This window comes from Achromobacter sp. PD1 (assembly GCF_048541815.1).
GTDB classification, from domain to species: domain Bacteria; phylum Pseudomonadota; class Gammaproteobacteria; order Burkholderiales; family Burkholderiaceae_B; genus Achromobacter; species Achromobacter bronchisepticus_A.
The window spans coordinates 366,302-385,557 of the sequence record NZ_CP183349.1; the positions used below are offsets into that span (position 1 = coordinate 366,302).

Annotated in this window: 19 protein-coding genes; 12 read left to right on the forward strand and 7 right to left on the reverse strand. The window is 64.3% G+C overall.

Going from position 1 to position 19,256, the window contains the following annotated elements; all coding sequences use genetic code 11:
- Positions 1 to 30: 30 nt before the first annotated feature.
- Positions 31 to 1,686 carry a DNA repair protein RecN gene (gene recN / locus ACM1PE_RS01670; protein ID WP_059373777.1) on the reverse strand — a complete coding sequence of 552 codons (1,656 nt, stop codon included), beginning with the start codon at positions 1,684 to 1,686 and terminating at the stop codon, positions 31 to 33.
- A 13-nt stretch (positions 1,687 to 1,699) separates the two neighbouring features.
- On the reverse strand, positions 1,700 to 2,599 hold the full coding sequence (locus tag ACM1PE_RS01675) for an NAD kinase (RefSeq protein ID WP_059373778.1): 900 nt from the start codon (positions 2,597 to 2,599) through the stop codon (positions 1,700 to 1,702).
- 141 nt (positions 2,600 to 2,740) lie between these two features.
- On the opposite strand from ACM1PE_RS01675, the gene hrcA reads away from it, so the two are divergent.
- The 7 genes from hrcA (at position 2,741) to dnaJ (ending at position 9,577) form a co-directional block, all read left to right on the forward strand.
- Complete coding sequence (gene hrcA / locus ACM1PE_RS01680) at positions 2,741 to 3,745, forward strand: heat-inducible transcriptional repressor HrcA (protein WP_054450033.1); 1,005 nt, start codon at positions 2,741 to 2,743, stop codon at positions 3,743 to 3,745.
- A 45-nt stretch (positions 3,746 to 3,790) separates the two neighbouring features.
- On the forward strand, positions 3,791 to 4,906 hold the full coding sequence (hemH, locus tag ACM1PE_RS01685) for a ferrochelatase (protein ID WP_059373843.1): 1,116 nt from the start codon (positions 3,791 to 3,793) through the stop codon (positions 4,904 to 4,906).
- Entirely contained in the window at positions 4,896 to 5,129 is a 234-nt protein-coding gene (locus tag ACM1PE_RS01690; RefSeq protein ID WP_059373779.1) for a hypothetical protein, read from the forward strand. The genes hemH and ACM1PE_RS01690 overlap by 11 nt, the downstream gene beginning before the upstream one ends.
- 228 nt (positions 5,130 to 5,357) lie before the next feature.
- Entirely contained in the window at positions 5,358 to 5,915 is a 558-nt protein-coding gene (gene grpE, locus ACM1PE_RS01695; protein ID WP_419342451.1) for a nucleotide exchange factor GrpE, read from the forward strand.
- Positions 5,916 to 5,929: 14 nt separating this feature from the next.
- Positions 5,930 to 6,334, forward strand: coding sequence for a thioredoxin family protein (locus ACM1PE_RS01700; protein WP_059373781.1), 405 nt, complete (start codon positions 5,930 to 5,932; stop codon positions 6,332 to 6,334).
- 80 nt (positions 6,335 to 6,414) lie between these two features.
- Complete coding sequence (dnaK, locus tag ACM1PE_RS01705) at positions 6,415 to 8,340, forward strand: molecular chaperone DnaK (RefSeq protein WP_054450039.1); 1,926 nt, start codon at positions 6,415 to 6,417, stop codon at positions 8,338 to 8,340.
- 109 nt (positions 8,341 to 8,449) lie between these two features.
- Entirely contained in the window at positions 8,450 to 9,577 is a 1,128-nt protein-coding gene (gene dnaJ, locus ACM1PE_RS01710) for a molecular chaperone DnaJ (protein WP_059373782.1), read from the forward strand.
- Between the two features lie 290 nt (positions 9,578 to 9,867).
- Here the strand turns inward: dnaJ and ACM1PE_RS01715 are convergent, their stop codons facing one another.
- Both ACM1PE_RS01715 and ACM1PE_RS01720 read right to left on the reverse strand, forming a co-directional pair.
- The gene (locus ACM1PE_RS01715; RefSeq protein WP_251877685.1) at positions 9,868 to 10,257 is read right to left on the reverse strand and encodes a DUF4148 domain-containing protein; all 390 of its coding nucleotides are present in this window, start codon (positions 10,255 to 10,257) and stop codon (positions 9,868 to 9,870) included.
- 286 nt (positions 10,258 to 10,543) lie between these two features.
- Positions 10,544 to 13,300 carry a M16 family metallopeptidase gene (locus ACM1PE_RS01720; protein WP_118932863.1) on the reverse strand — a complete coding sequence of 919 codons (2,757 nt, stop codon included), beginning with the start codon at positions 13,298 to 13,300 and terminating at the stop codon, positions 10,544 to 10,546.
- A 121-nt stretch (positions 13,301 to 13,421) separates the two neighbouring features.
- Here ACM1PE_RS01720 and ACM1PE_RS01725 point away from each other — a divergent pair, with 121 nt between their 5' ends.
- The 3 genes from ACM1PE_RS01725 (at position 13,422) to ACM1PE_RS01735 (ending at position 15,321) form a co-directional block, all read left to right on the forward strand.
- On the forward strand, positions 13,422 to 14,021 hold the full coding sequence (locus tag ACM1PE_RS01725) for a GNAT family N-acetyltransferase (protein ID WP_059373786.1): 600 nt from the start codon (positions 13,422 to 13,424) through the stop codon (positions 14,019 to 14,021).
- A 249-nt stretch (positions 14,022 to 14,270) separates the two neighbouring features.
- Complete coding sequence (locus ACM1PE_RS01730) at positions 14,271 to 14,648, forward strand: hypothetical protein (RefSeq protein WP_054450052.1); 378 nt, start codon at positions 14,271 to 14,273, stop codon at positions 14,646 to 14,648.
- Between the two features lie 115 nt (positions 14,649 to 14,763).
- A complete protein-coding gene (locus ACM1PE_RS01735; RefSeq protein ID WP_419342452.1) occupies positions 14,764 to 15,321 on the forward strand; it encodes an N-acetyltransferase family protein in 558 nt (185 codons plus the stop codon).
- Between the two features lie 110 nt (positions 15,322 to 15,431).
- On the opposite strand, the gene ACM1PE_RS01740 is transcribed toward ACM1PE_RS01735, so the two are convergent.
- Positions 15,432 to 16,604: a vWA domain-containing protein gene (locus tag ACM1PE_RS01740; protein ID WP_419342453.1), complete on the reverse strand. Its 1,173-nt coding sequence runs from the start codon at positions 16,602 to 16,604 to the stop codon at positions 15,432 to 15,434.
- A gap of 41 nt (positions 16,605 to 16,645) precedes the next feature.
- Positions 16,646 to 17,527 (reverse strand): AAA family ATPase, encoded by an 882-nt coding sequence (locus ACM1PE_RS01745; protein WP_059373789.1) that lies wholly within the window; start codon positions 17,525 to 17,527, stop codon positions 16,646 to 16,648.
- Positions 17,528 to 17,703: 176 nt separating this feature from the next.
- Between ACM1PE_RS01745 and ACM1PE_RS01750 the strand changes: the two genes are divergently transcribed.
- Positions 17,704 to 18,057, forward strand: a complete 354-nt coding sequence (locus tag ACM1PE_RS01750) for a c-type cytochrome (RefSeq protein WP_013391872.1) — start codon at positions 17,704 to 17,706, stop codon at positions 18,055 to 18,057.
- A 12-nt stretch (positions 18,058 to 18,069) separates the two neighbouring features.
- Positions 18,070 to 18,432, forward strand: a complete 363-nt coding sequence (locus ACM1PE_RS01755; protein WP_054450058.1) for a c-type cytochrome — start codon at positions 18,070 to 18,072, stop codon at positions 18,430 to 18,432.
- Positions 18,433 to 18,737: 305 nt separating this feature from the next.
- Here the strand turns inward: ACM1PE_RS01755 and ACM1PE_RS01760 are convergent, their stop codons facing one another.
- Entirely contained in the window at positions 18,738 to 19,163 is a 426-nt protein-coding gene (locus ACM1PE_RS01760) for a DUF1841 family protein (protein WP_042796603.1), read from the reverse strand.
- Positions 19,164 to 19,256: the final 93 nt, after the last annotated feature.

Sequence of the window (19,256 nt, forward strand, 5' to 3'; positions counted from 1 at the left end):
TGCCCCGCCGTAACAAGGCCGGCCAGCGCTTCAGTTCTGCCCGAAACCTTCCAGCATCTCGCGGGCGTGTTCGCGGGTGGTCGCGGTGAGCTTGATTCCGCCCAGCATGCGCGCGATTTCCTCCACGCGGGAGGGCGCGTCCAGTTCTTCGATGCTGGAGCGGGTGGCGCCGCGCGATTCCGCCTTGCTGACCAGGAACTGGTTGTTGGCGCAGGCCGCGACCTGGGGCAGGTGGGTCACGCACAGCACCTGATGGCGTTCGCCGAGTTCGCGCAGCAGCTTGCCGACGGCCTCGGCCACCGCACCGCCCACGCCGCTGTCGACTTCGTCGAAGATCAGTGTGGGCACGCGCGCGGCGCGGCTGGCGATGACGGACAGCGCCAGCGAAATCCGCGACAGTTCGCCGCCCGATGCCACCTTGGCCAGCGGCCGCGGCGTGGTGCCGGCATGGCCGGCCACCAGGAATTCGACCTGTTCGTTGCCATGCGCGGAGGGCGCCGATTCGGCCAGTGTGGGTTCGAACTTGCCGCCCTGCATGGCCAGCGTCTGCATGGCCCGCGTGACCTGCTTGCCCAGGTCCTTGGCGATCTTGCGGCGTGCGGTCGTCAGCTTGGCCGCCGCGGCGTCGTATTGCGCCTGCGCGGCCTGCGCCTGGGCGCGCAGGGCGTCGATGTCGCCTGCGGCCTGCAGCGCCGCAAGCTGGGCGTGCAGCGTGTCGCGCAGCTCGCAAAGCGCGTCGGGCTCGACGCGGAATTTGCGAGCGGTTTCGAATACCAGGCCCAGGCGCGCCTCGACCGCCACCAGCCGCTGCGGATCGAGATCGACGCGGCTGACGTAGTTGTTCAGGTCGGAGACGGCCTCGCTGATCGCGATGCGGGCCGATTCCAGTTCGTCGTAGACGCCTTGCAGGCCGGGATCGTGGCGCAGCATCTGCTGGATGCGGTGGTTGGCCGAGGTGAGCCGGTGGTGCGCGGAATCGCCTTCGCCGTCCAGCCCTTCGAGGATCTGGTTGGCGCCGTCCAGCAGGGATTGCGCGTGCGACAGGCGCGTGTGCTCGGACTGCAGCGCATCCCATTCGTCGGGACCGAGATTCAGCTGGTCGAGCTCGTCGACCTGCCATTGCAGGCGGTCGCGTTCGGTAGCCAGGCTTGCGGCGTCCTTTTCGGCGGATTCCAGCTGGCGCGCCAGCGCGCGCCATTGCTTCCAGGCCTGGCCGACCGCGGTGCGCAATTCGCCGTGGCCGCCGTGGGCGTCCAGCAGATCGCGCTGGGCGTCGGCGCGCATCAGGCTCTGGTGCGCGTGCTGGCCGTGGATATCGACCAGGCTGTCGCCCAGTTCGCGCAATTGCGCCACGGTCGCGGGCGTGCCGTTGATGTAGGCGCGGCTGCGGCCCTGGGCATCGATGACGCGGCGCAAGGACAGTTCCGTGTCGGCGTCGATCTCGCGTTCTTGCAGCCAGGCGATCAGGCCCTTGGGGGTATCGAAGACCGCGGTGATGTCGGCGCGCGGCGCGCCCTCGCGCAGCATGCTGGCGTCGCCGCGTTCGCCCAGCGCGAGCGCCAGCGCGTCCACCAGGATGGATTTGCCCGCGCCGGTCTCGCCGGAAAAGACGGTGAAGCCGGGGCCGAAATGGATCTCGGTCTGTTCGACGATGACGAAGTCGCGGATATGCAGGGTGCGCAGCATGTCGGGGCGCTTACTACTCTACGTTGTCGGAGGCTTCGGGCATCAGGTTCCAGTGCAGCTTGCGGCGCAGGGTGGAGAAGAAACTGTAGCCTTCGGGATGCACGAAGCGGATGGTATAGGGCGCGCGCTGTACGACGATGCGGTCGCCCGGCTGCAGGTCGGACCAGGTCTGCATGTCGAAATGCACGCTGGCGCCGACTTCCACGCGGCCCATGGCCGTGAGCGTCATGTTCAGCACGCCGCTGTCGGGAATGACGATGGGGCGGTTGGACAGCGTCTGCGGCGCCACGGGCACCAGCACCATGGCGTTCATGCCCGGATGCAGGATGGGGCCGTTGGCCGACAGCGCGTACGCGGTGGAGCCCGTGGGGGTGGCGATGATCAGGCCGTCGGCGCGCTGCGTGTACATGAACGCGCCGTCCAGCTCGACCCGCACTTCGATCATGCCGCCGCGTCCCGCGCGGTTCAGCACCACGTCGTTCAGCGCGGACGCGGAGTACATCTTCTGGTCGCCGCGCCACACGCTGCCTTCGAGCAGCATGCGTTCCTCGATCTGGAAGCTGCCTTCGAGCACGCGCGCCAGGGCGCTGTGCGCGTCCTGCAACGCGATGTCGGTGATGAAGCCCAGGCGTCCGTGGTTGATGCCAACCAGCGGCATGCCATAAGGAGCGAGGTGGCGGCTGGCGCCCAGCACGGTGCCGTCGCCGCCCATGACGACGGCCAGCGACGCGGTCTTGCCGATTTCCTCGAGCGTGGCGACGGGGTATTCGGTCAGCCCGGTGTTGCGCGCCGTGTCCGCATCGATGAGCACCTGCCGGCCCGCTTGCGTCAGCGCGTGGGCGAGTGCTCTCAGCGGTGTGTCCAGGCCGGTGTCCTGGTATCTGCCGATCAGGGCTACGGTAGGAAAATGCATGGCTGCTTGCGTATCAAAAAAGGCCGGACCAGAAGCCGAAACCTGCCCGGAATGGGCGGTTTAGCCGATTATATGGGGCCGCATATGTGCTTGCGGGACAAAAATCGCCTCAATTGAAAAAGATTCCCTAAAATACTTGTTATGGATGACCGCGCACGCGCACTACTGAAAGCGTTGATCGAACGCTATATCGCCGATGGGCAGCCAGTCGGCTCGCGGACGCTATCGAAAGTATTCGACTTGTCCCCGGCCACGATCCGCAATGTGATGGCGGATCTCGAAGAACTGGGACTGATCCACAGCCCGCACACCTCCGCCGGCCGCGTGCCCACGCCGCGGGGATACCGCATGTTCGTCGATTCGTTGCTGGCGGTGCAGTCCTACCAGCTCGAACCGCACAACATGGGCGAGATGCTGGCGGCCGCCGAACCCACGCGCGCCGTCAACGCCGCAGCGGCCCTGCTGTCCAACCTGACCCAGTTCGCGGGCGTGGTGCTCACGCCCAAGCGCGCCCAGGTTTTCCGCCAGATCGAATTCATTCGCCTGTCCGACAAGCGCGTGCTGCTCATCATCGTCACGCCCGACGGCGATGTCCAGAACCGAATTCTTTTCGTGCAGCGCGACTATGCCGAAGCGGAACTGCTGGAAGCCGGCAATTTCTTCAACATGCATTTCGCCGGCAAGTCTTTCAATGTCGTGCGGCAAACCCTGTCGACCGAACTGGCGCAATTGCGCGAGGATATCTCGCGCCTGATGCAGGCCGCGGTCGAAGCCAGCGCGGAAGCCGCTGAAGACGGCGACGCCATGGTCATCTCCGGAGAGCGCAAGCTGCTGGACGTGACCGACATCGCCTCCGACATGGACCGCCTGCGCAAGATGTTTTCGCTGTTCGAGAAAAAAACCGACCTGCTGCAGCTCCTGGACGTGTCCACCCGGGCCCAGGGCGTGCAGATCTACATCGGCGGCGATTCGCAGTTGGTGCCGATGGAAGAGGTCTCGGTCATCACCGCGCCTTACGGCGTGGACGGCAAGGTCGTGGGTACCCTGGGCGTGATCGGTCCCACGCGCATGGCCTACGAACGCGTCATTCCCATCGTGGATATCACGGCGCGCTTGCTGTCCAACGCCCTCAGCCACAACCAGTAGGTCCATCCGAAGCTACGTCCTCCTTGCGGAGGAAGGGGAGTGTTTGTGTTTCTTCGCCTGTTCAAGTACCTGTGGCCTGAGCGCTATCTGCCGGAACCCGAGCAGGAGGACCCCTTCAACGAAGACCCCGCGCCGCGCGGGCCGGCCAAGGTCGGCGTGCTGCTGGTGAACCTGGGCACCCCGGACACCCCGGGTAAGCAGGACATACGCAAATACCTTGGCGAGTTCCTGTCCGACCCGCGCGTGATCGAGATCCCGCGCTATCTGTGGAAGCCCATCCTGCATTGCCTCGTGCTGACGATGCGGCCCAAGAAGCTGGAGCCGCGCTACGCCGGCGTCTGGATGAAGGAAGGCTCGCCCCTGATGGTGTACAGCCAGCGCCAGGCCGATGGCGTGCGCGCAGCCCTGGCCGAGGCTGGAATCGACGCCGTGGTGGAGCTGGGCATGCGCTACGGCAACCCCTCGATCCCCGACGCCATTTCTCGGCTGCGCCGGCAGGGCTGTGAACGCATACTCACCGTGCCGCTCTATCCGCAGTACGCCGCCAGCACCACCGCCACGGTCGTCGATGCGGTCACCCGCCACGCAGGCCGCCTGCGCGACCAGCCCGAGCTGCGCTTCATCAAGCGTTTCCATGAAGAGCCGGCCTATCTGGACGCGCTGGCTGGCCGCATCGAGCGCTACTGGCAGGAGCACGGCAAACCGCAGAAGCTGGTCATGAGCTTTCACGGCCTGCCGCGCTATTCGATCGAACTGGGCGATCCGTACTACCGCGATTGCATGGAAACGGCGCGCCTGCTGGGCCAGCGTCTGTCGCTGCCGCGCGAACAGATCGAAGTGACCTTCCAGAGCCGTTTCGGCACCGCCCGCTGGCTGGAACCCTATACCGAACCCACCCTGAAGGCGCTGGCCGCCGCCGGCGTGACCGAGGTCGATGTGGTGTGCCCGGGTTTTGTGGCAGACTGTCTGGAAACCCTGGAAGAGATCAGTCTGGAATGCCGCGACGCCTTTATCGAGGCCGGCGGCAAGCGTTTCCGCTACATTCCGGCGATCAACGACGATCCGGCCTGGATCGCAGGGCTGGCCGACCTGGTGGCACGCCACTTGCAGGGGTGGCCTACGCAAATCACGGACTTGAAGGAGAAGGCGCATGCAGCATGATCCCAAGACTGGAAAGATCGTCAAAAAGGGGCGGGTCAGTACCCCGGTGGACGAAGATCAGGTGGAACACGAGCTGGATGAGGCGCTTGCCGAGACCTTCCCCGCCAGCGACCCCATCGCAATCAGCCCGGAGCCGGACGAGGATCGCGACGTGGACCGCGCCCTGAAGGACAGTTTTCCCGCCAGCGATCCCGCCGCGCCCGCGCAGCCCCACAAGAAGTAGCCTGCCGGAGGGTGTCCGCCATTTGCCGGATGGCGTCGGGAAGTGCTGAATTTATGCTTGCAGTCTGATATTTGACGGCAATTGGCAGAAATTGGGCGGATTTTTGACTACATTCCGCCTGCCTCTCTTACCCGGCGCCGTCAGGGAATATTTGCTTTCCCGGGCTTGAAATAGGGGTATTGGCCCCCATTCATGTCTGCGAAAGCCATACTTTTTGGAGGATTCCCCATGACGGCACCCAACGAGCCTGTAGATCAGACGCCCGAAGTCGGCCAGAACGCCGATGCGGCCTCCGCCGCCGTGGACGCCGTGCAGGCCGAGCTGAACGAGTTGCGCGCCCAGCTGGACGCGGCCCAGGCTACCGTCAATGAGCAGCAGGACCAGCTTCTGCGCATTCGGGCCGAAGCCGAAAACGTGCGCCGCCGCGCCCAGGAAGATGTGTCCAAGGCGCGCAAGTTCGGTATCGAGTCGTTCGCGGAAAGCCTGGTCCCGGTCAAGGACAGCCTGGAAGCTGCCCTGGCCCAGCCCGAGCAAACCGTTGAAACCCTGAGCGAAGGCGTCCAAGTGACCCTGAAGCAGCTGACGGCCGCCTTCGAGCGCAATCTGCTCAAGGAAATCGCGCCGGCGCAGGGCGACAAGTTCGATCCGCACCAGCACCAAGCCATTTCGTCCATCCCCGCGGAGCAGCCCGCCAATACGGTGGTCCAGCTGCTGCAAAAGGGCTATGCCATCGCCGACCGGACCCTGCGTCCCGCGCTGGTCGTAGTGTCCGCCGGCCAGGGCTGAACAGGCAGCGCGCCATGACGGATCCCCGGTTCGACCCCGCCCAGATATTCCAGGTGTTCGGCATGCGCCATGTCGACACCGAGGGATTCGACGCGGCGGTGGTGCAGGCGCCGGGGACGGATCTGCGCTGCGTGTTCCTCTGGGGACAGGATTGCTATAACTGCAATATTTTCAAGCAGACCGCCTTGCTGCATCGGGACGCGCTGCTGGAATTGGGGCTGACCTGGTTCGAAGCCGATGTCTACGCGGACGAAGCGCTGGGAAGGCGCTTCTCGCTGCATGGCGTCCCCACTTTCGTGCTGTACCGCGCCGGCAAGCGGCTGGGCCGCGTCACCGGCTGGCCCGGCCTGCCGCAGTTCACCGCGGCCATGCGCCGCCTGCAGGAAACGGCTGTAGAAAAATCCGGCCAGGCGTCTTGAAAAACCCTGCGGGCAGCCCCAGTTATGTGGGGACAAGAAGTTTCTCCCTATTTTCATAGATTCAATCAAGGTAACCGACCATGAGCAAGATTATTGGCATTGACCTGGGCACGACCAACAGCTGCGTGGCTGTCATGGACGGCGGGCAGGTCAAAATCATTGAAAACGCGGAAGGCGCTCGCACCACCCCCTCCATCGTCGCCTACATGGACGATGGCGAAACCCTGGTCGGCGCGCCGGCCAAGCGCCAGGCCGTGACCAACCCGCGTAACACCCTGTATGCGGTGAAGCGCCTGATCGGCCGCAAGTTCGAAGAGAAGGCGGTGCAAAAGGACATCAACCTGATGCCCTATGCCATCGTCAAGGCCGACAACGGCGACGCCTGGGTGGAAGTGCGCGGCAAGAAGATGGCGCCTCCCCAAGTGTCGGCCGACGTGCTGCGCAAGATGAAGAAGACCGCCGAGGACTACCTGGGCGAAGAAGTGACCGAGGCCGTCATCACCGTGCCCGCCTACTTCAACGACAGCCAGCGCCAGGCCACCAAGGACGCCGGCCGCATCGCCGGTCTGGAAGTCAAGCGCATCATCAACGAACCCACCGCTGCGGCGCTGGCGTTCGGCCTGGACAAGACCGAAAAGGGCGACCGCAAGATCGCCGTCTATGACCTGGGCGGCGGCACGTTCGACGTGTCCATCATCGAAATCGCCGACGTGGACGGCGAAAAGCAGTTCGAAGTGCTGTCGACCAACGGCGACACCTTCCTGGGCGGCGAAGACTTCGACCAGCGCATCATCGACTACATCATTGCCGAGTTCAAGAAGGAACAGGGCGTTGATCTGTCCAAGGACGTGCTGGCCCTGCAACGCCTGAAGGAAGCCGCTGAAAAGGCCAAGATCGAGCTGTCCTCGGCGCAACAGACCGAAATCAACCTGCCGTACATCACGGCGGATGCCTCGGGTCCGAAGCACCTGAACCTGAAGATCACCCGCGCCAAGCTGGAAGCGCTGGTCGAAGAACTGATCGAACGCACGATTGAGCCCTGCCGCGTGGCCATCAAGGACGCCGGCGTGAAGGTTTCCGACATCGACGACGTGATCCTGGTCGGCGGCATGACCCGCATGCCCAAGGTCCAGGAAAAGGTGAAGGAATTCTTCGGCAAGGATCCGCGCAAGGACGTGAACCCCGATGAAGCCGTCGCCGCCGGCGCCGCCATCCAGGGCTCCGTGCTGTCGGGCGACCGCAAGGACGTGCTGCTGCTGGACGTCACCCCCCTGTCCCTGGGCATCGAAACCCTGGGCGGCGTGATGACCAAGATGATCCAGAAGAACACGACCATCCCGACCCGGTTCTCGCAGACCTTCTCGACCGCTGACGACAATCAGCCGGCCGTGACGATCAAGGTGTTCCAGGGCGAGCGCGAAATCGCTGCGGGCAACAAGGCCCTGGGCGAGTTCAACCTCGAAGGGATCCCGCCGTCGCCCCGCGGCATGCCGCAGATCGAAGTCACCTTCGACATCGACGCCAACGGCATCCTGCACGTGTCCGCCAAGGACAAGGGCACCGGCAAGGAAAACAAGATCACCATCAAGGCCAACTCGGGTCTGTCGGAAGACGAGATCCAGCGCATGGTCAAGGATGCCGAGGCCAACGCCGAGGAAGATCACCGCGTCGCCGAACTGGCTCAGTCGCGCAACCAGGCCGATGCGCTGGTGCATGCCACCCGCAAGTCGTTGACCGAGTATGGCGACAAGCTCGAGGCTTCCGAAAAGGAAGGCATCGAAGCCGCCATCAAGGAACTGGAAGACACGCTGAAGGACGGCGACAAGGCTGCGATCGACGCCAAGGTGGAAGCCCTGTCGACGGTTTCGCAGAAGCTGGGCGAAAAGATGTACGCCGACATGCAGGCGCAGCAAGCCGCCGGCCAGCAGCAAGCGGCCGACAACGCGAAGCCGGTGGACGACAATGTCGTCGACGCCGACTTCAAGGAAGTCAAGCGCGACCAATAATGGCCGGGCGCTGACCTGCCTCTGCCGCCCGGTAGCCGGAGAAATCCGCCTACCGGGCGTACTCATTCTGTAGCACTGAAAAGAAGGCTCGTTTTCGAGCCCGCGGATCATGGCAAAACGTGACTATTACGAAGTCCTGGGCGTTGCGAAGAACGCCTCGGACGACGACCTCAAGAAGGCCTATCGAAAGCTGGCCATGAAGTACCATCCGGACCGCAATCCGGACAGCAAAGAAGCCGAAGAGAAGTTCAAGGAAGCCAAGGAAGCCTACGAGGTCCTGGGTGACGATCAGAAGCGCGCCGCGTACGACCGCTACGGCCACGCGGGCGTGGACCCCAACTCCGCCGGCATGGGCGGCGGCATGGGTGGCGGTTTCGCCGACGCCTTTGGCGACATCTTCGGCGAAATCTTCGGCGGCGGCGGCGGTGGCCGTCGCGGCGGCGGCCCGCAGGTCTACCGCGGCGCCGACCTGAAGTACGCGCTGGAAATCACGCTGGAGCAGGCCGCGGCCGGCTTCGACACCGAGATCCGCGTGCCCAGTTGGGAAAACTGCGACACCTGCCACGGTTCCGGCGCCAAGGCCGGCACCTCGCCCAAGACCTGCCGCACCTGCGGCGGCTCGGGCGCCGTGCGCATGCAGCAGGGTTTCTTCAGCGTGCAGCAGACCTGCCCGACCTGCCATGGCAACGGCAAGGAAATCACCGATCCCTGCCCCGCTTGCGACGGCGTGGGCCGCATCCGCCGCAACAAGACGCTGCAGGTCAAGATTCCGGCCGGCATCGACGACGGCATGCGCATCCGCTCCAGCGGCAACGGCGAGCCCGGCATCAACGGCGGCCCTCCGGGCGACCTGTATGTGGAAATCCACATCAAGCAGCACAAGATCTTCCAGCGCGACGGCGACGACCTCCATTGCGAACTGACCATCCCGTTCACCTCGGCGGCGCTGGGCGGCGAGCTTCAGGTGCCGACGTTGGGCGGCAAGGCCGAGATCTCGATCCCCGAGGGCACGCAGTCCGGCAAGACCTTCCGCCTGCGCGGCAAGGGCATCCGCGGCGTGCGCGGCAGCTATCCGGGCGACCTCTACTGTCACGTGGTGGTGGAAACGCCGGTGCGCCTGAGCGACGACCAGAAGAACATCCTGCGCCAGTTCGAGGCTTCGCTGAACGATGGCGGCGACCGTCATTCGCCGCAAAGCAAGTCCTGGACCGACCGGGTGAAGGAATTCTTCAGCTGAACTGGCTGAAGCATGCAAAAAGCCGCGATCATGATCGCGGCTTTTTTTTGCCTGAAGAGGGCGTCGAGGCACGGGCGGCGCGCATATGAAAAGACCGCGGCTTGCGCCGCGGTCCATTGCTACTGCTACTGCTACTGCGAGTACTGCAACTTCAACTTCAAACTTCAGCTTCTACTGCTACTTTCACAGCTACTACTGCTTCTACTGCTACTTCTACCGCCGCTGTCGCCGATAAAAACCGGCCTCAAACCATGATGCCGTCCGAGGCCGGCCGGGCCACAGCAAGCAGCTCACCGGGTGATCGGCGGGTACTCGAGTTCGCCGAACGTATATTGGCCGCTGGCCTTGGCTTGCGCCAGTTCCTGCTGGACTTCAGCGCGGCTCTTGGCGCTGGCGGGGGCGGATACGGCCGCCGGGTATTCCAGTTCGCCGAAGGTGTATTGACCGCTGATCTTGGCTTGTTGCAGCTGGGCTTGCACTTCCTGCGAGCTCAGGCTGGTGGTCTGGGGCAGGGCGGGCGGGTAGTCCAGCTCGCCGAAGGTGTACTGGCCGCTGATCTTGGCTTGCTGCAGTTCAGTGGCGACCTGAGCGCTGCTCTTGGTTTGTTCAACGCCGGCGGCTTGGGCGCCAACGCCAACCAGGGCCAGGGATAGCAGCAGGGTGGTGGTTAGGGTTTTCATGGTAGACCTCCAATTCGTCTTGGTTGGGGACCGAATCCGGCGGCCCTCCGTCGTGGTTCGTTGTGTGTTCCCGATGACTGAATTGTGATCGCTATCCCACCTGGGATAAACCCGTATTCCTTGAAAACATCTTTCCAAATAATCGAGTAATCATGTTCGCTTTTATGATTTCATCCATTTTTGGCATAGTCAGGGGGCGTTCCAGTGAATTTTGGTGAGCTGCCCCAGATCGGAAAGCCAAAAAAAGCCCCGCCGCAGCGGGGCTTTCCAGAGGGGACAGGCTTGCTCAGGGCGCCGCCTTCTTCTTGAAGTCGCCGGCAACCGCCGTGCTGAAGCCGTCCGCACGCAGGGTCTTGCGCATAGCGGCATTGACCGAATCGGCCGTCAGCGCAGAGATCTTCTTGTCCATGTCGGCCGACCAGGCGAAGGTGCGGCCGCGCTGCATGTAATCCAGCCAGGTGCTGGCCAGGACGTCGTCCTGGGCGCGGGCCAGGTTGCGGTAGTTCAGCAGGGCCGTGATGCCGTCCGAGATTTCCTTGTCCGTGAAGCCATCCTTCAGCACGCGCGCCAGTTCTTCGCCGATGGCCTTTTCCAGGCGCTCGCGGTTTTGCGGCGCATAGATGGCGTACATGGTCCAGCTGGCGGAGGGCTCGAACGACGAGACCGACAGCGAGCTGCGCACGTTGTATGAGAGGCCGTCGGTTTCGCGTACGCGGTTCCACAGGCGCGAGGTTTCGGAGGCGCCGAACAGGTAGTTGGCCAGGTACAGCGCGGCATAGTCCGCGTCCGTGTCCTGCAGCTTCAGCGGCATACGCGAGATGTAGAACGCATTGGCCTTGTCCGGCGTGTCGATGTCGAACTGCTTGGCGGGAATGTCACGGTACGGGTTGGGCACGCGGGTGTAGGCGGGCGCCTTCTTCCAGCCGGCCAGTCCGGTCTTGAGCGCCTTTTCTACAGCTGCGGGCTCGAAATCGCCAACCGCCGAGTACTCGATGTTGCCAGCGCCGTAGAACTTGGAATGGAACTTGACCAGAGCGTCGCGGTTCAGGGCGCGCACGCCGGCCAGCGATTCCTCGAAGGTGGGCACGTAGCGCAGGTCATTGGCGGGCCATGGGTTGTCCTGGCGGGCCAGCGCGCGTCCGGCCAGCGCCGACGGTTCGGTCATGGCGTTCTGGATCGAGGTTTCGAGCTGGCGCTGATATTCCTCCAGTTGCTCCTTGGGGAAGTTGGCGTTGCGGACGATGTCCAATGCCAGCGCGGTGAGTTCGGGCAGGTTTTCGCCCTTGGTCGACATGGCGATCTTGAGCGTGGTGCCGCCGCCGCTGAAGCCGAGTTCGGCCTGCAGCTTGTCCAGGCGATCCTGGATGTCCTGGCGCGACAGCTTGGCCGTGCCGCGGGTCAGCAGGTCGGCCACGGCGCTGGAATTCACGCGTTGGCCGAGCAGGTCCTTTTCATTGCCGAACTGGATCAGCATCTGTGCCTGCACCCGGTTGCCGCGCGTGGCCTTGGGCAGCAGCGCCAACTGCACGGGGCCGTTGGGCAGGTCCAGCTTCTTGCGCTGCGTCAGCTTATCGATGTTCTCGGGCGTGGGGTCGAAGGCCGAGGCGGCCTTGAAGTCCGGATCGCCCTTGTAGTCCTTGAAGACGGCCGTGAGGTCCACGCGTTGCTCCTGCGGCGCGCGCACGGGCTTCTCGGTGGGGATGTAGCGGCCTTCGATGCTGTTGCTTTGGACCAGGTAGGTAGTTGCGGCGCGCTGCACCTCGGCCAGCGTGGCCTTGCGGGCGCGGTCGCGCTGCAGGAAGAACAGGCGCCAGTCGCCGGCGGCGATGGCTTCGGACAGCGCCACGCCAACCTGTTCGGGATCGCTATAGGTCTGTTCCCAGGCAGTCAGCCATTTGCTGCGGGCGCGGTCCAGCTCTTGCTGCGTGAAGGGCTTCTTGTCCAGGGTCTGCAGCGTGCCGGTCAGCGCCTTCATGGCGGCGTCCAGGCTCTTGCCCGGCGTCAGCTGGGCGGCGAACATCGCCAGGCCCGGGTCCAGGTTTTCCATGGTGAAGCCGAACACGCCCGAGGCCAGCTTGGTCGGAACCAGGGCATGGTAGAGACGGCCCGAGGGCGTGTCGGCCAGGATGGTGGCGGCCAGGTCCAGCGGCACGAAGTCGGCGCTGCCGGCGGCAGGGATGTGGTACATGGCCGCGACCAGCGGCGTGCCGCCCGTGCGGCGCAGGGTCACGGAACGTTCGCCGTCCTGCGCGGGTTCAACCGTGTACTCGGGCGGGAGCTTGCGCTCGGGCTTGGGCAGCTTGCCCAGCGTTTCCTCGATGTCGGCCAGGGTCGCTTGCGGGTCGAACTTGCCCGCTACGATCAGCACGGCGTTATCGGGCTGGTAGTACTCGTGATAGAAGGCGCGCAACTGGCCGATGTCCACGTTCTCGACGTCGGAACGGGCGCCGATGGTGTTCTTGCCGTAGCTGTGCCACTGGAAGGCCGCGGCCTGCATCTTCTGCATCAGGATGCGGAAGGGGCTGTTTTCGCCGCTTTCCATTTCGTTGCGGACCACGGTCATTTCCGAGTCCAGGTCTTCCTTGGCGATGAGGGAATTGACCATGGCGTCGGCCTGCCAGCCCAGGTACCACTTGAGCGTGTCGGGGTTGGCGGCGAAGCTGGCGAAATAATTGGTGCGGTCGCTGGAGGTCGAACCATTCGCCTGCAAGCCGCGGCGCGAGAACTCGCCCATGGCGTTGCGGGTGGTCGAGGTGCCCTTGAACAGCATGTGCTCCAGCAGGTGCGCCATGCCCGTCTGGCCGTAGTTCTCGTTGCGCGAGCCCACCAGGTAGGTCATGTTGACGGTGGTGGACGGCTTGGATTCATCGGGAACCAGCAGCACTCTCAGGCCGTTGGCCAGGCGGTATTCGGTGATGCCTTCGATCGAGGCAGCCTCCGAGACGCCCGCCGGCAGGCTGGCGGCGCCGGCCTGAAAGGCCAGGAAGGAGGAAAACAGCAGCACGCTCAGCGGGCGCGGCAGCTTCGACAGGGACAGGCGCATGGCAGACAATTCCTTTGGCATGGCAGAATCCGTTGGAGTGTATACGTTGGCAATGGTTCAGGGGCGCGGCGCGGTGTTGTCCGCGGCGCGCGGCCCCGGACCGCAAGCAAGGAAGTCCGTCATGTCTCTATCCCTGGAAGTCGAAACGCCGCGCCTGGTGCTGCGCCAATGGCGCGCCGCCGACCGTGAACCTTTCGCGGCGCTGAACCAGGACCCCCGCGTCGCCGAGTACCTGCTGCCGCTGAATGCACAGGAAAGCGATGCGCTTGCCGACCGGCTGGCCGCCGGCATCGACGAGCATGGCTGGGGCTTCTGGGCCGTGGAAGCGCCGGGCGTGGCGCCTTTCATCGGTTTTGTCGGCATCAAGCCTCTGGCGCCCACCCTGCCGTTCGCGCCAGGCGTGGAGATAGGCTGGCGCCTGGCGCAGCGGCACTGGGGCAAGGGCTATGCCAGCGAAGCGGCCGAGGCGGCCTTGCGCGCGGGGTTCGAGCAGGTGGGACTGGATGAGATCGTGGCCTTCACGGCCACGGGCAACCTGCGCTCGCGCGCGGTGATGGACCGCTTGGGCATGAAGGAGGATCCGGAAGGCTTCGACCATCCCGCCGTGCCGCTGGGGCATCCTCTGCGCCGGCATGTGCTGTACCGGATCGGGCGCGAGGCCTGGCGCGGACGCGAAAATGGTGACGCAGAAGCAGGCTCCACGCCGGTTGCGGCGGCATAAGGCGCCAGGAGCGCCGCCAATCCCGGATGCTGCAATGCGGAATGGCGAATTTCCGGGCGGATTTGAGGTATCCCGGCCTGCGGGTGTAAGCTTTTCAGGACGCAGTACCAGTTGCTGACGGGATGCGCGACAGCCCGCCCACAGGCTTCCCGTCCAACGCCAGACGCCGCTTTTTGCGCGGCGCCGGTGCTTGTCGTTCGCGCCTTCGCCGCCGGCATCCTGCCGGCGCACTTACCGGAGGAACGACCCATGCTGACCGAGATCGTCACGCGTGCCTTGTCCCAATTGACCGGCAGCCCATTGAGCGGCGACGGGATCAAAGGACAGTTTCAGTACGCCTATGCCAGTGATGACGGCCAATTCGTGGCCATATTGACCCATGACATGACCACCTATGTGGTGGACTTGAGCACACAACGATATTTCGCGGAGTGCGGCGGCTCGCCACGGGGCTTCGCCGGGCACGTGCTGGAAATGGAAGGCGCGGCGGCGCGCAGCCATCCCTGGCCCGCCGCCAACGATCTGTTCGACCTGGATATGGATGCGGATGAGCTTGCATGGCGCAACTGCCCCGGCTTGCGTGGCGAGCCGCCCGCCGCCCGATCTGCTGAGAGCCGCGCCGCCTGAGAGTGGCCAGAAGCGGCAAGATCCAATTGAACCGGCGGCTCCGCCGGTTTTTTTTGTCCGTAGCGGCCGCGGACCCAATAGCCGCAAGGCTGCGCGGGTCGCTACAATTTGCGCCATGACTACGCACGCCGAAACCCGCGCGCCGGATGGCGCAACCCTGGTCGATTGCACGTATGAGCGTCATGCCGATCAGATACTGGCCATATTCAACGACGCCATCGTCAATTCCACCGCACTGTACGACTACAAGCCGAGGCCGCGCGAGGCGATGCAGGGCTGGTTCCAGACCAAGCGGCAGGGCGGTTTTCCGGTGCTGGGCTACGAGAACGCGGCCGGCGAGCTGATGGCCTTCGCCAGCTACGGCACCTTCCGCGCCTGGCCGGCCTTCAAGTATTCGGTGGAGCATTCCGTGTACGTGGACGGCCGTTTTCGCGGACTGGGGTTGGGCGAGGCGCTGATGCGCGAGCTGATCCAGCGGGCGCGCGTCAATCAGGTGCACGTGCTGGTCGGCGGCATCGACGCGAGCAACCAGGGCAGCATCCGCCTGCACGAGAAGCTGGGCTTCAAGCATGCGGGCACCATCCGCGAGGCAGGCTTCAAGTTCGGACGCTGGCTGGATCTGGCGTTCTACCAGCTGACGCTGGATACGCCGGAACAACCTGTGGATGGATGAACACCCGTTTACCCATCATCGCTGTCGGGAACGGGTCTTGCCATCGCGTGATGGGTTGCGTGCGACGGGCTTTGGGGTTCTTGCCTGGGGACTGTCGCGCTACACCCATCCTACTTCGATAGCACGCGCATGGCCTGTTCCAGACCGGCGACCGTGACGGGGTACATGCGGCCCTGCATGATGTCGCGCATCAGCGCGATGGACTGGCGGTATTGCCAGGACGCGGTGGGCTCGGGATTGAGCCAGACCGATTTGGGCCAGGCGTCCAGCAGGCGGCGCATCCATTCGGCGCCCGGCTCCTTGTTGTAGTGTTCGACCGAGCCGCCCGGCTGCAGGATTTCGTAGGGGCTCATGGTGGCGTCGCCGACGATGATCAGGCGCCAATCCGGGTTGTACTTGCGCAGCACGTCCCAGGTGTCGAAGCGTTCATTCTGGCGCCGGCGGTTGCTTTGCCACAGGCTTTCGTACGGGCAGTTGTGGAAGTAGTAAACCTCCAGGTTGCGGAACTCGCTGCGCGCCGCCGAGAACAGTTCTTCGACGCGTCCGATGTGGTCGTCCATGCTGCCGCCCACGTCCAGCAGCATCAGCACCTTCACGGTGTTATGGCGTTCGGGGACCATGCGCAGGTCCAGGTGCCCGGCATTGCGCGCGGTGCTGGCTATGGTGTCGTCCAGGTCCAGTTCCATCTCGGCGCCTTGCCTTGCGAAGCGCCGCAGGCGGCGCAGCGCCACCTTGAAGTTGCGCGTGCCCAGCTCGACCTGATCGTCGTAGTCCTTGAACTGGCGCATGTCCCAGACCTTGACCGCGCTGCGGTTGCCGGCCGAGTCGCCGCCCACGCGTATGCCCTCGGGGTGGTAGCCGCCATTGCCGAAGGGCGAGGTGCCGCCGGTGCCGATCCATTTGCTGCCGCCGGCATGGCGTTCCTTCTGTTCCTCCAGGCGCTCCTTGAAGAGCTCCATCAGCTTGTCCCAGCCGTGCTTTTCGATCGCGGCTTTTTCTTCCGGGCTCAGGCTTTTTTCGAACTGCTTGATGAGCCAGTCCAGCGGAATTTCCTTGCCTGGGGGCAGGGCGGCCGCGATGCCCTTGTAGTAGGCGCCGAAAGCCTTGTCGTAGCGGTCGTAGAGCGCCTCGTCCTTGACCAGTGTGGCGCGCGCCAGGAAGTAGAACTGGTCCAGCGTGGGCGCCATGAGATCCTGGCGCAAGGCGTCCACCAGGGTCAGGTATTCCTTGACCGAGATGGGCAGCTTGTGCGCCCGGAGATGGTAGAAGAAGTCGATCAGCATTTGCGGCTGCCGGTAGTTGCTGGCGGAACGTTGCTGGCGGATCAGCGGCGCTGGCCGCCGCGCGTCATGGCTGCCAGGCGTTCCAGCAGGTGCACGTCCTGTTCGTTCTTGAGCAGCGCGCCGGCCATCAGCGGCACGGCCGTGGCCGTGTGCGCGTCGATCTCGGCGGCGGTCGAGCCTTCGGCCAGCAGCAGGCGCAGCCAATCCAGCAGTTCGGACGTGGACGGCTTTTTCTTCAGGCCCGGCGCGTCGCGCAGCGAGAAGAAAGTATCCAACGCCGCGCGCAGCACGTCCTGCTTCAGGTGCGGATAGTGCACGGCCACGATGTCGCGCATGGTCTCGCGGTCGGGGAAGCGGATGTAGTGGAAGAAGCAGCGGCGCAGGAAAGCGTCGGGCAGGTCCTTTTCGTTGTTGGACGTGATGATGACCAGCGGACGATGCCGCGCCGAGATGGTCTCGCGCGTTTCGTACACGTGGAATTCCATGCGGTCCAGTTCGCGCAGCAGGTCGTTGGGGAATTCGATGTCGGCCTTGTCGATCTCGTCGATCAGCAGGACCACCGGCTCGGCCGACTGGAAGGCCTGCCACAGCGTGCCTTGCACGATGTAGTTGCGGATGTCGCGGACCTTTTCGTCGCCCAGCTGCGAGTCGCGCAGGCGCGACACCGCGTCGTATTCATACAGGCCCTGGTGGGCCTTGGTGGTGGACTTGATGTGCCACTGCAGCAGCGGCCGCCCCAGCGCGCGCGCCACTTCCTCGGCCAGCATAGTCTTGCCGGTGCCGGGTTCGCCCTTGATCAGCAGCGGACGCTGCAAGGTGAGGGCGGCATTGACGGCGAGTTTCAGGTCATCGGTGGCGACATAGTTGTCGGTCCCGTCGAAGCGGTCTGGCGAGGCGGAAGTAGCGGACTGGGCTGCGGACATGGTCTGATGGCTTCTGAGATTTGACGGTGATCAATACCATGGTAAAGGTATTAATCCTGAGCAATTATCGTACAATCAGGCGGTTTTGCTTTGGGTTCGACCCGCAACGTGTTTGCCGAGGGCCTTTTCGTGTGAGCAGGCCCTAGTCCTTAGCCATACCAAGAAGAGCCATTCCAATGAAGTTGCGAACCTCTCTGAAGTACACGGTATCCGTGTTGGCCGCGATGGCATCCTGTGCGATCGCCGGCCAGTCTGTTGCTGCAGACGCAGCAGTGGTCGGTAATGTCCAGAACGCCCGCGACAAGGTTTCCATGTGCATCGGTTGCCACGGCATCGAAGGCTACAAGGCAACGTTTCCCGAGCTGTACCACGTGCCGATGATCGCTGGGCAGAACGCCAAGTACATCGAAACCGCCCTCAACGAGTACAAGAAAGGCGCGCGCAGCCATCCCACGATGGACGCCATCGCCGGCAGCCTGTCCGACCAGGACATCGCCGATCTGGCCGCGTACTACTCGAATCTCAAGTAAGGGGGCAAACACATGAATCGCTACATGCTTGCCCTTGCGGGCGCGACCCTGGCCATGACGGGCGTTGCCGCCCAGGCGCAGGACCTGGCGGCCGGCAAGGCCGTCTTCGACAAATTCAACTGCGCTTCCTGCCACGGCGCCGACGCCAAGACGGCCGTCGATCCGGCCTATCCGACGCTGGCCGGCCAGCACGCGGACTACCTGGTCCACGCCCTGAAGGCCTACAAGCGAGGCGCCTCCGGCAGCGCGGCCACGGCCAACGTGCGCAAGAACCCCATCATGGGCGCGTTCGCGACCCAGCTGTCCGACCAGGACATCTCCAATGTGGCGGCCTGGCTGTCGGCGCAGCCGAGCGACCTGGGCGTGCGCAGGTAAGCCGGCCGGAACCGTTCCGCAAACAAGAAAGCCCTCAGTCGAGGGCTTTTCTTTTTCCGCCGGGCCGTCCCAAGGAAAAAAAGCCCCCTCGGGGGGCAGCAAGCCGAAGGCGCAGCGTGGGGGCTTTTCTTTTTCCGCCGGGCCGTCCCAAGGAAAAAAAGCCCCCTCGTGGGGCAGCAAGCCGAAGGCGCAGCGTGGGGGCTTTTCTTTTTCCGCCGGGCCGTCCCAAGGAAAAAAAGCCCCTCGGGGGGCAGCAAGCCGAAGGCGCAGCGTGGGGGCTTTTCTTTTGGACGCGGGGGCGGCGCTCAGCGGCTGGCGCGCTGGCGGATCAGGTCGATGTAGGTGTCGCTGTCCAGCGGGGTACCCAGGCGCTGCGCTTCCCAGACCACCTGGCCCAGGCATTCCATGATTTCATGCGCGGCCTGGTGCGCGTCGCTGCGCGCCACCAGCTGCTGGTAGGCCTGCCGGATTCCCGGCGGATGGTCGATGGACAGCTGCTCTGCAATGGCCAGATGCATGGACAGGTGCAGAAAGGGATTGGTGCGGCCCTTTTCCACCGAGTATTCAGCCGTCATGGCCTCGGGGTTTTCGAGGTCGCCGTGGTACTCGGGATGTTCGATGATCCAGTCCAGCGCGATGGCCTCGAGCGGCGTCAGCACTTCGGAGGCGCGATGCTTGCGCCAGGTTTCGATAAAGAATTCGCGGACTTGGTCGCGTGAGGGATTGAACATCTGAAGGGGCTGAAAGGCGGGCTGGTGATGCATTATTTTACCGCCGCGCGCGGGCCGTCAGGCCTGCTGGCCTCTTTGCGATATAGAATTGGT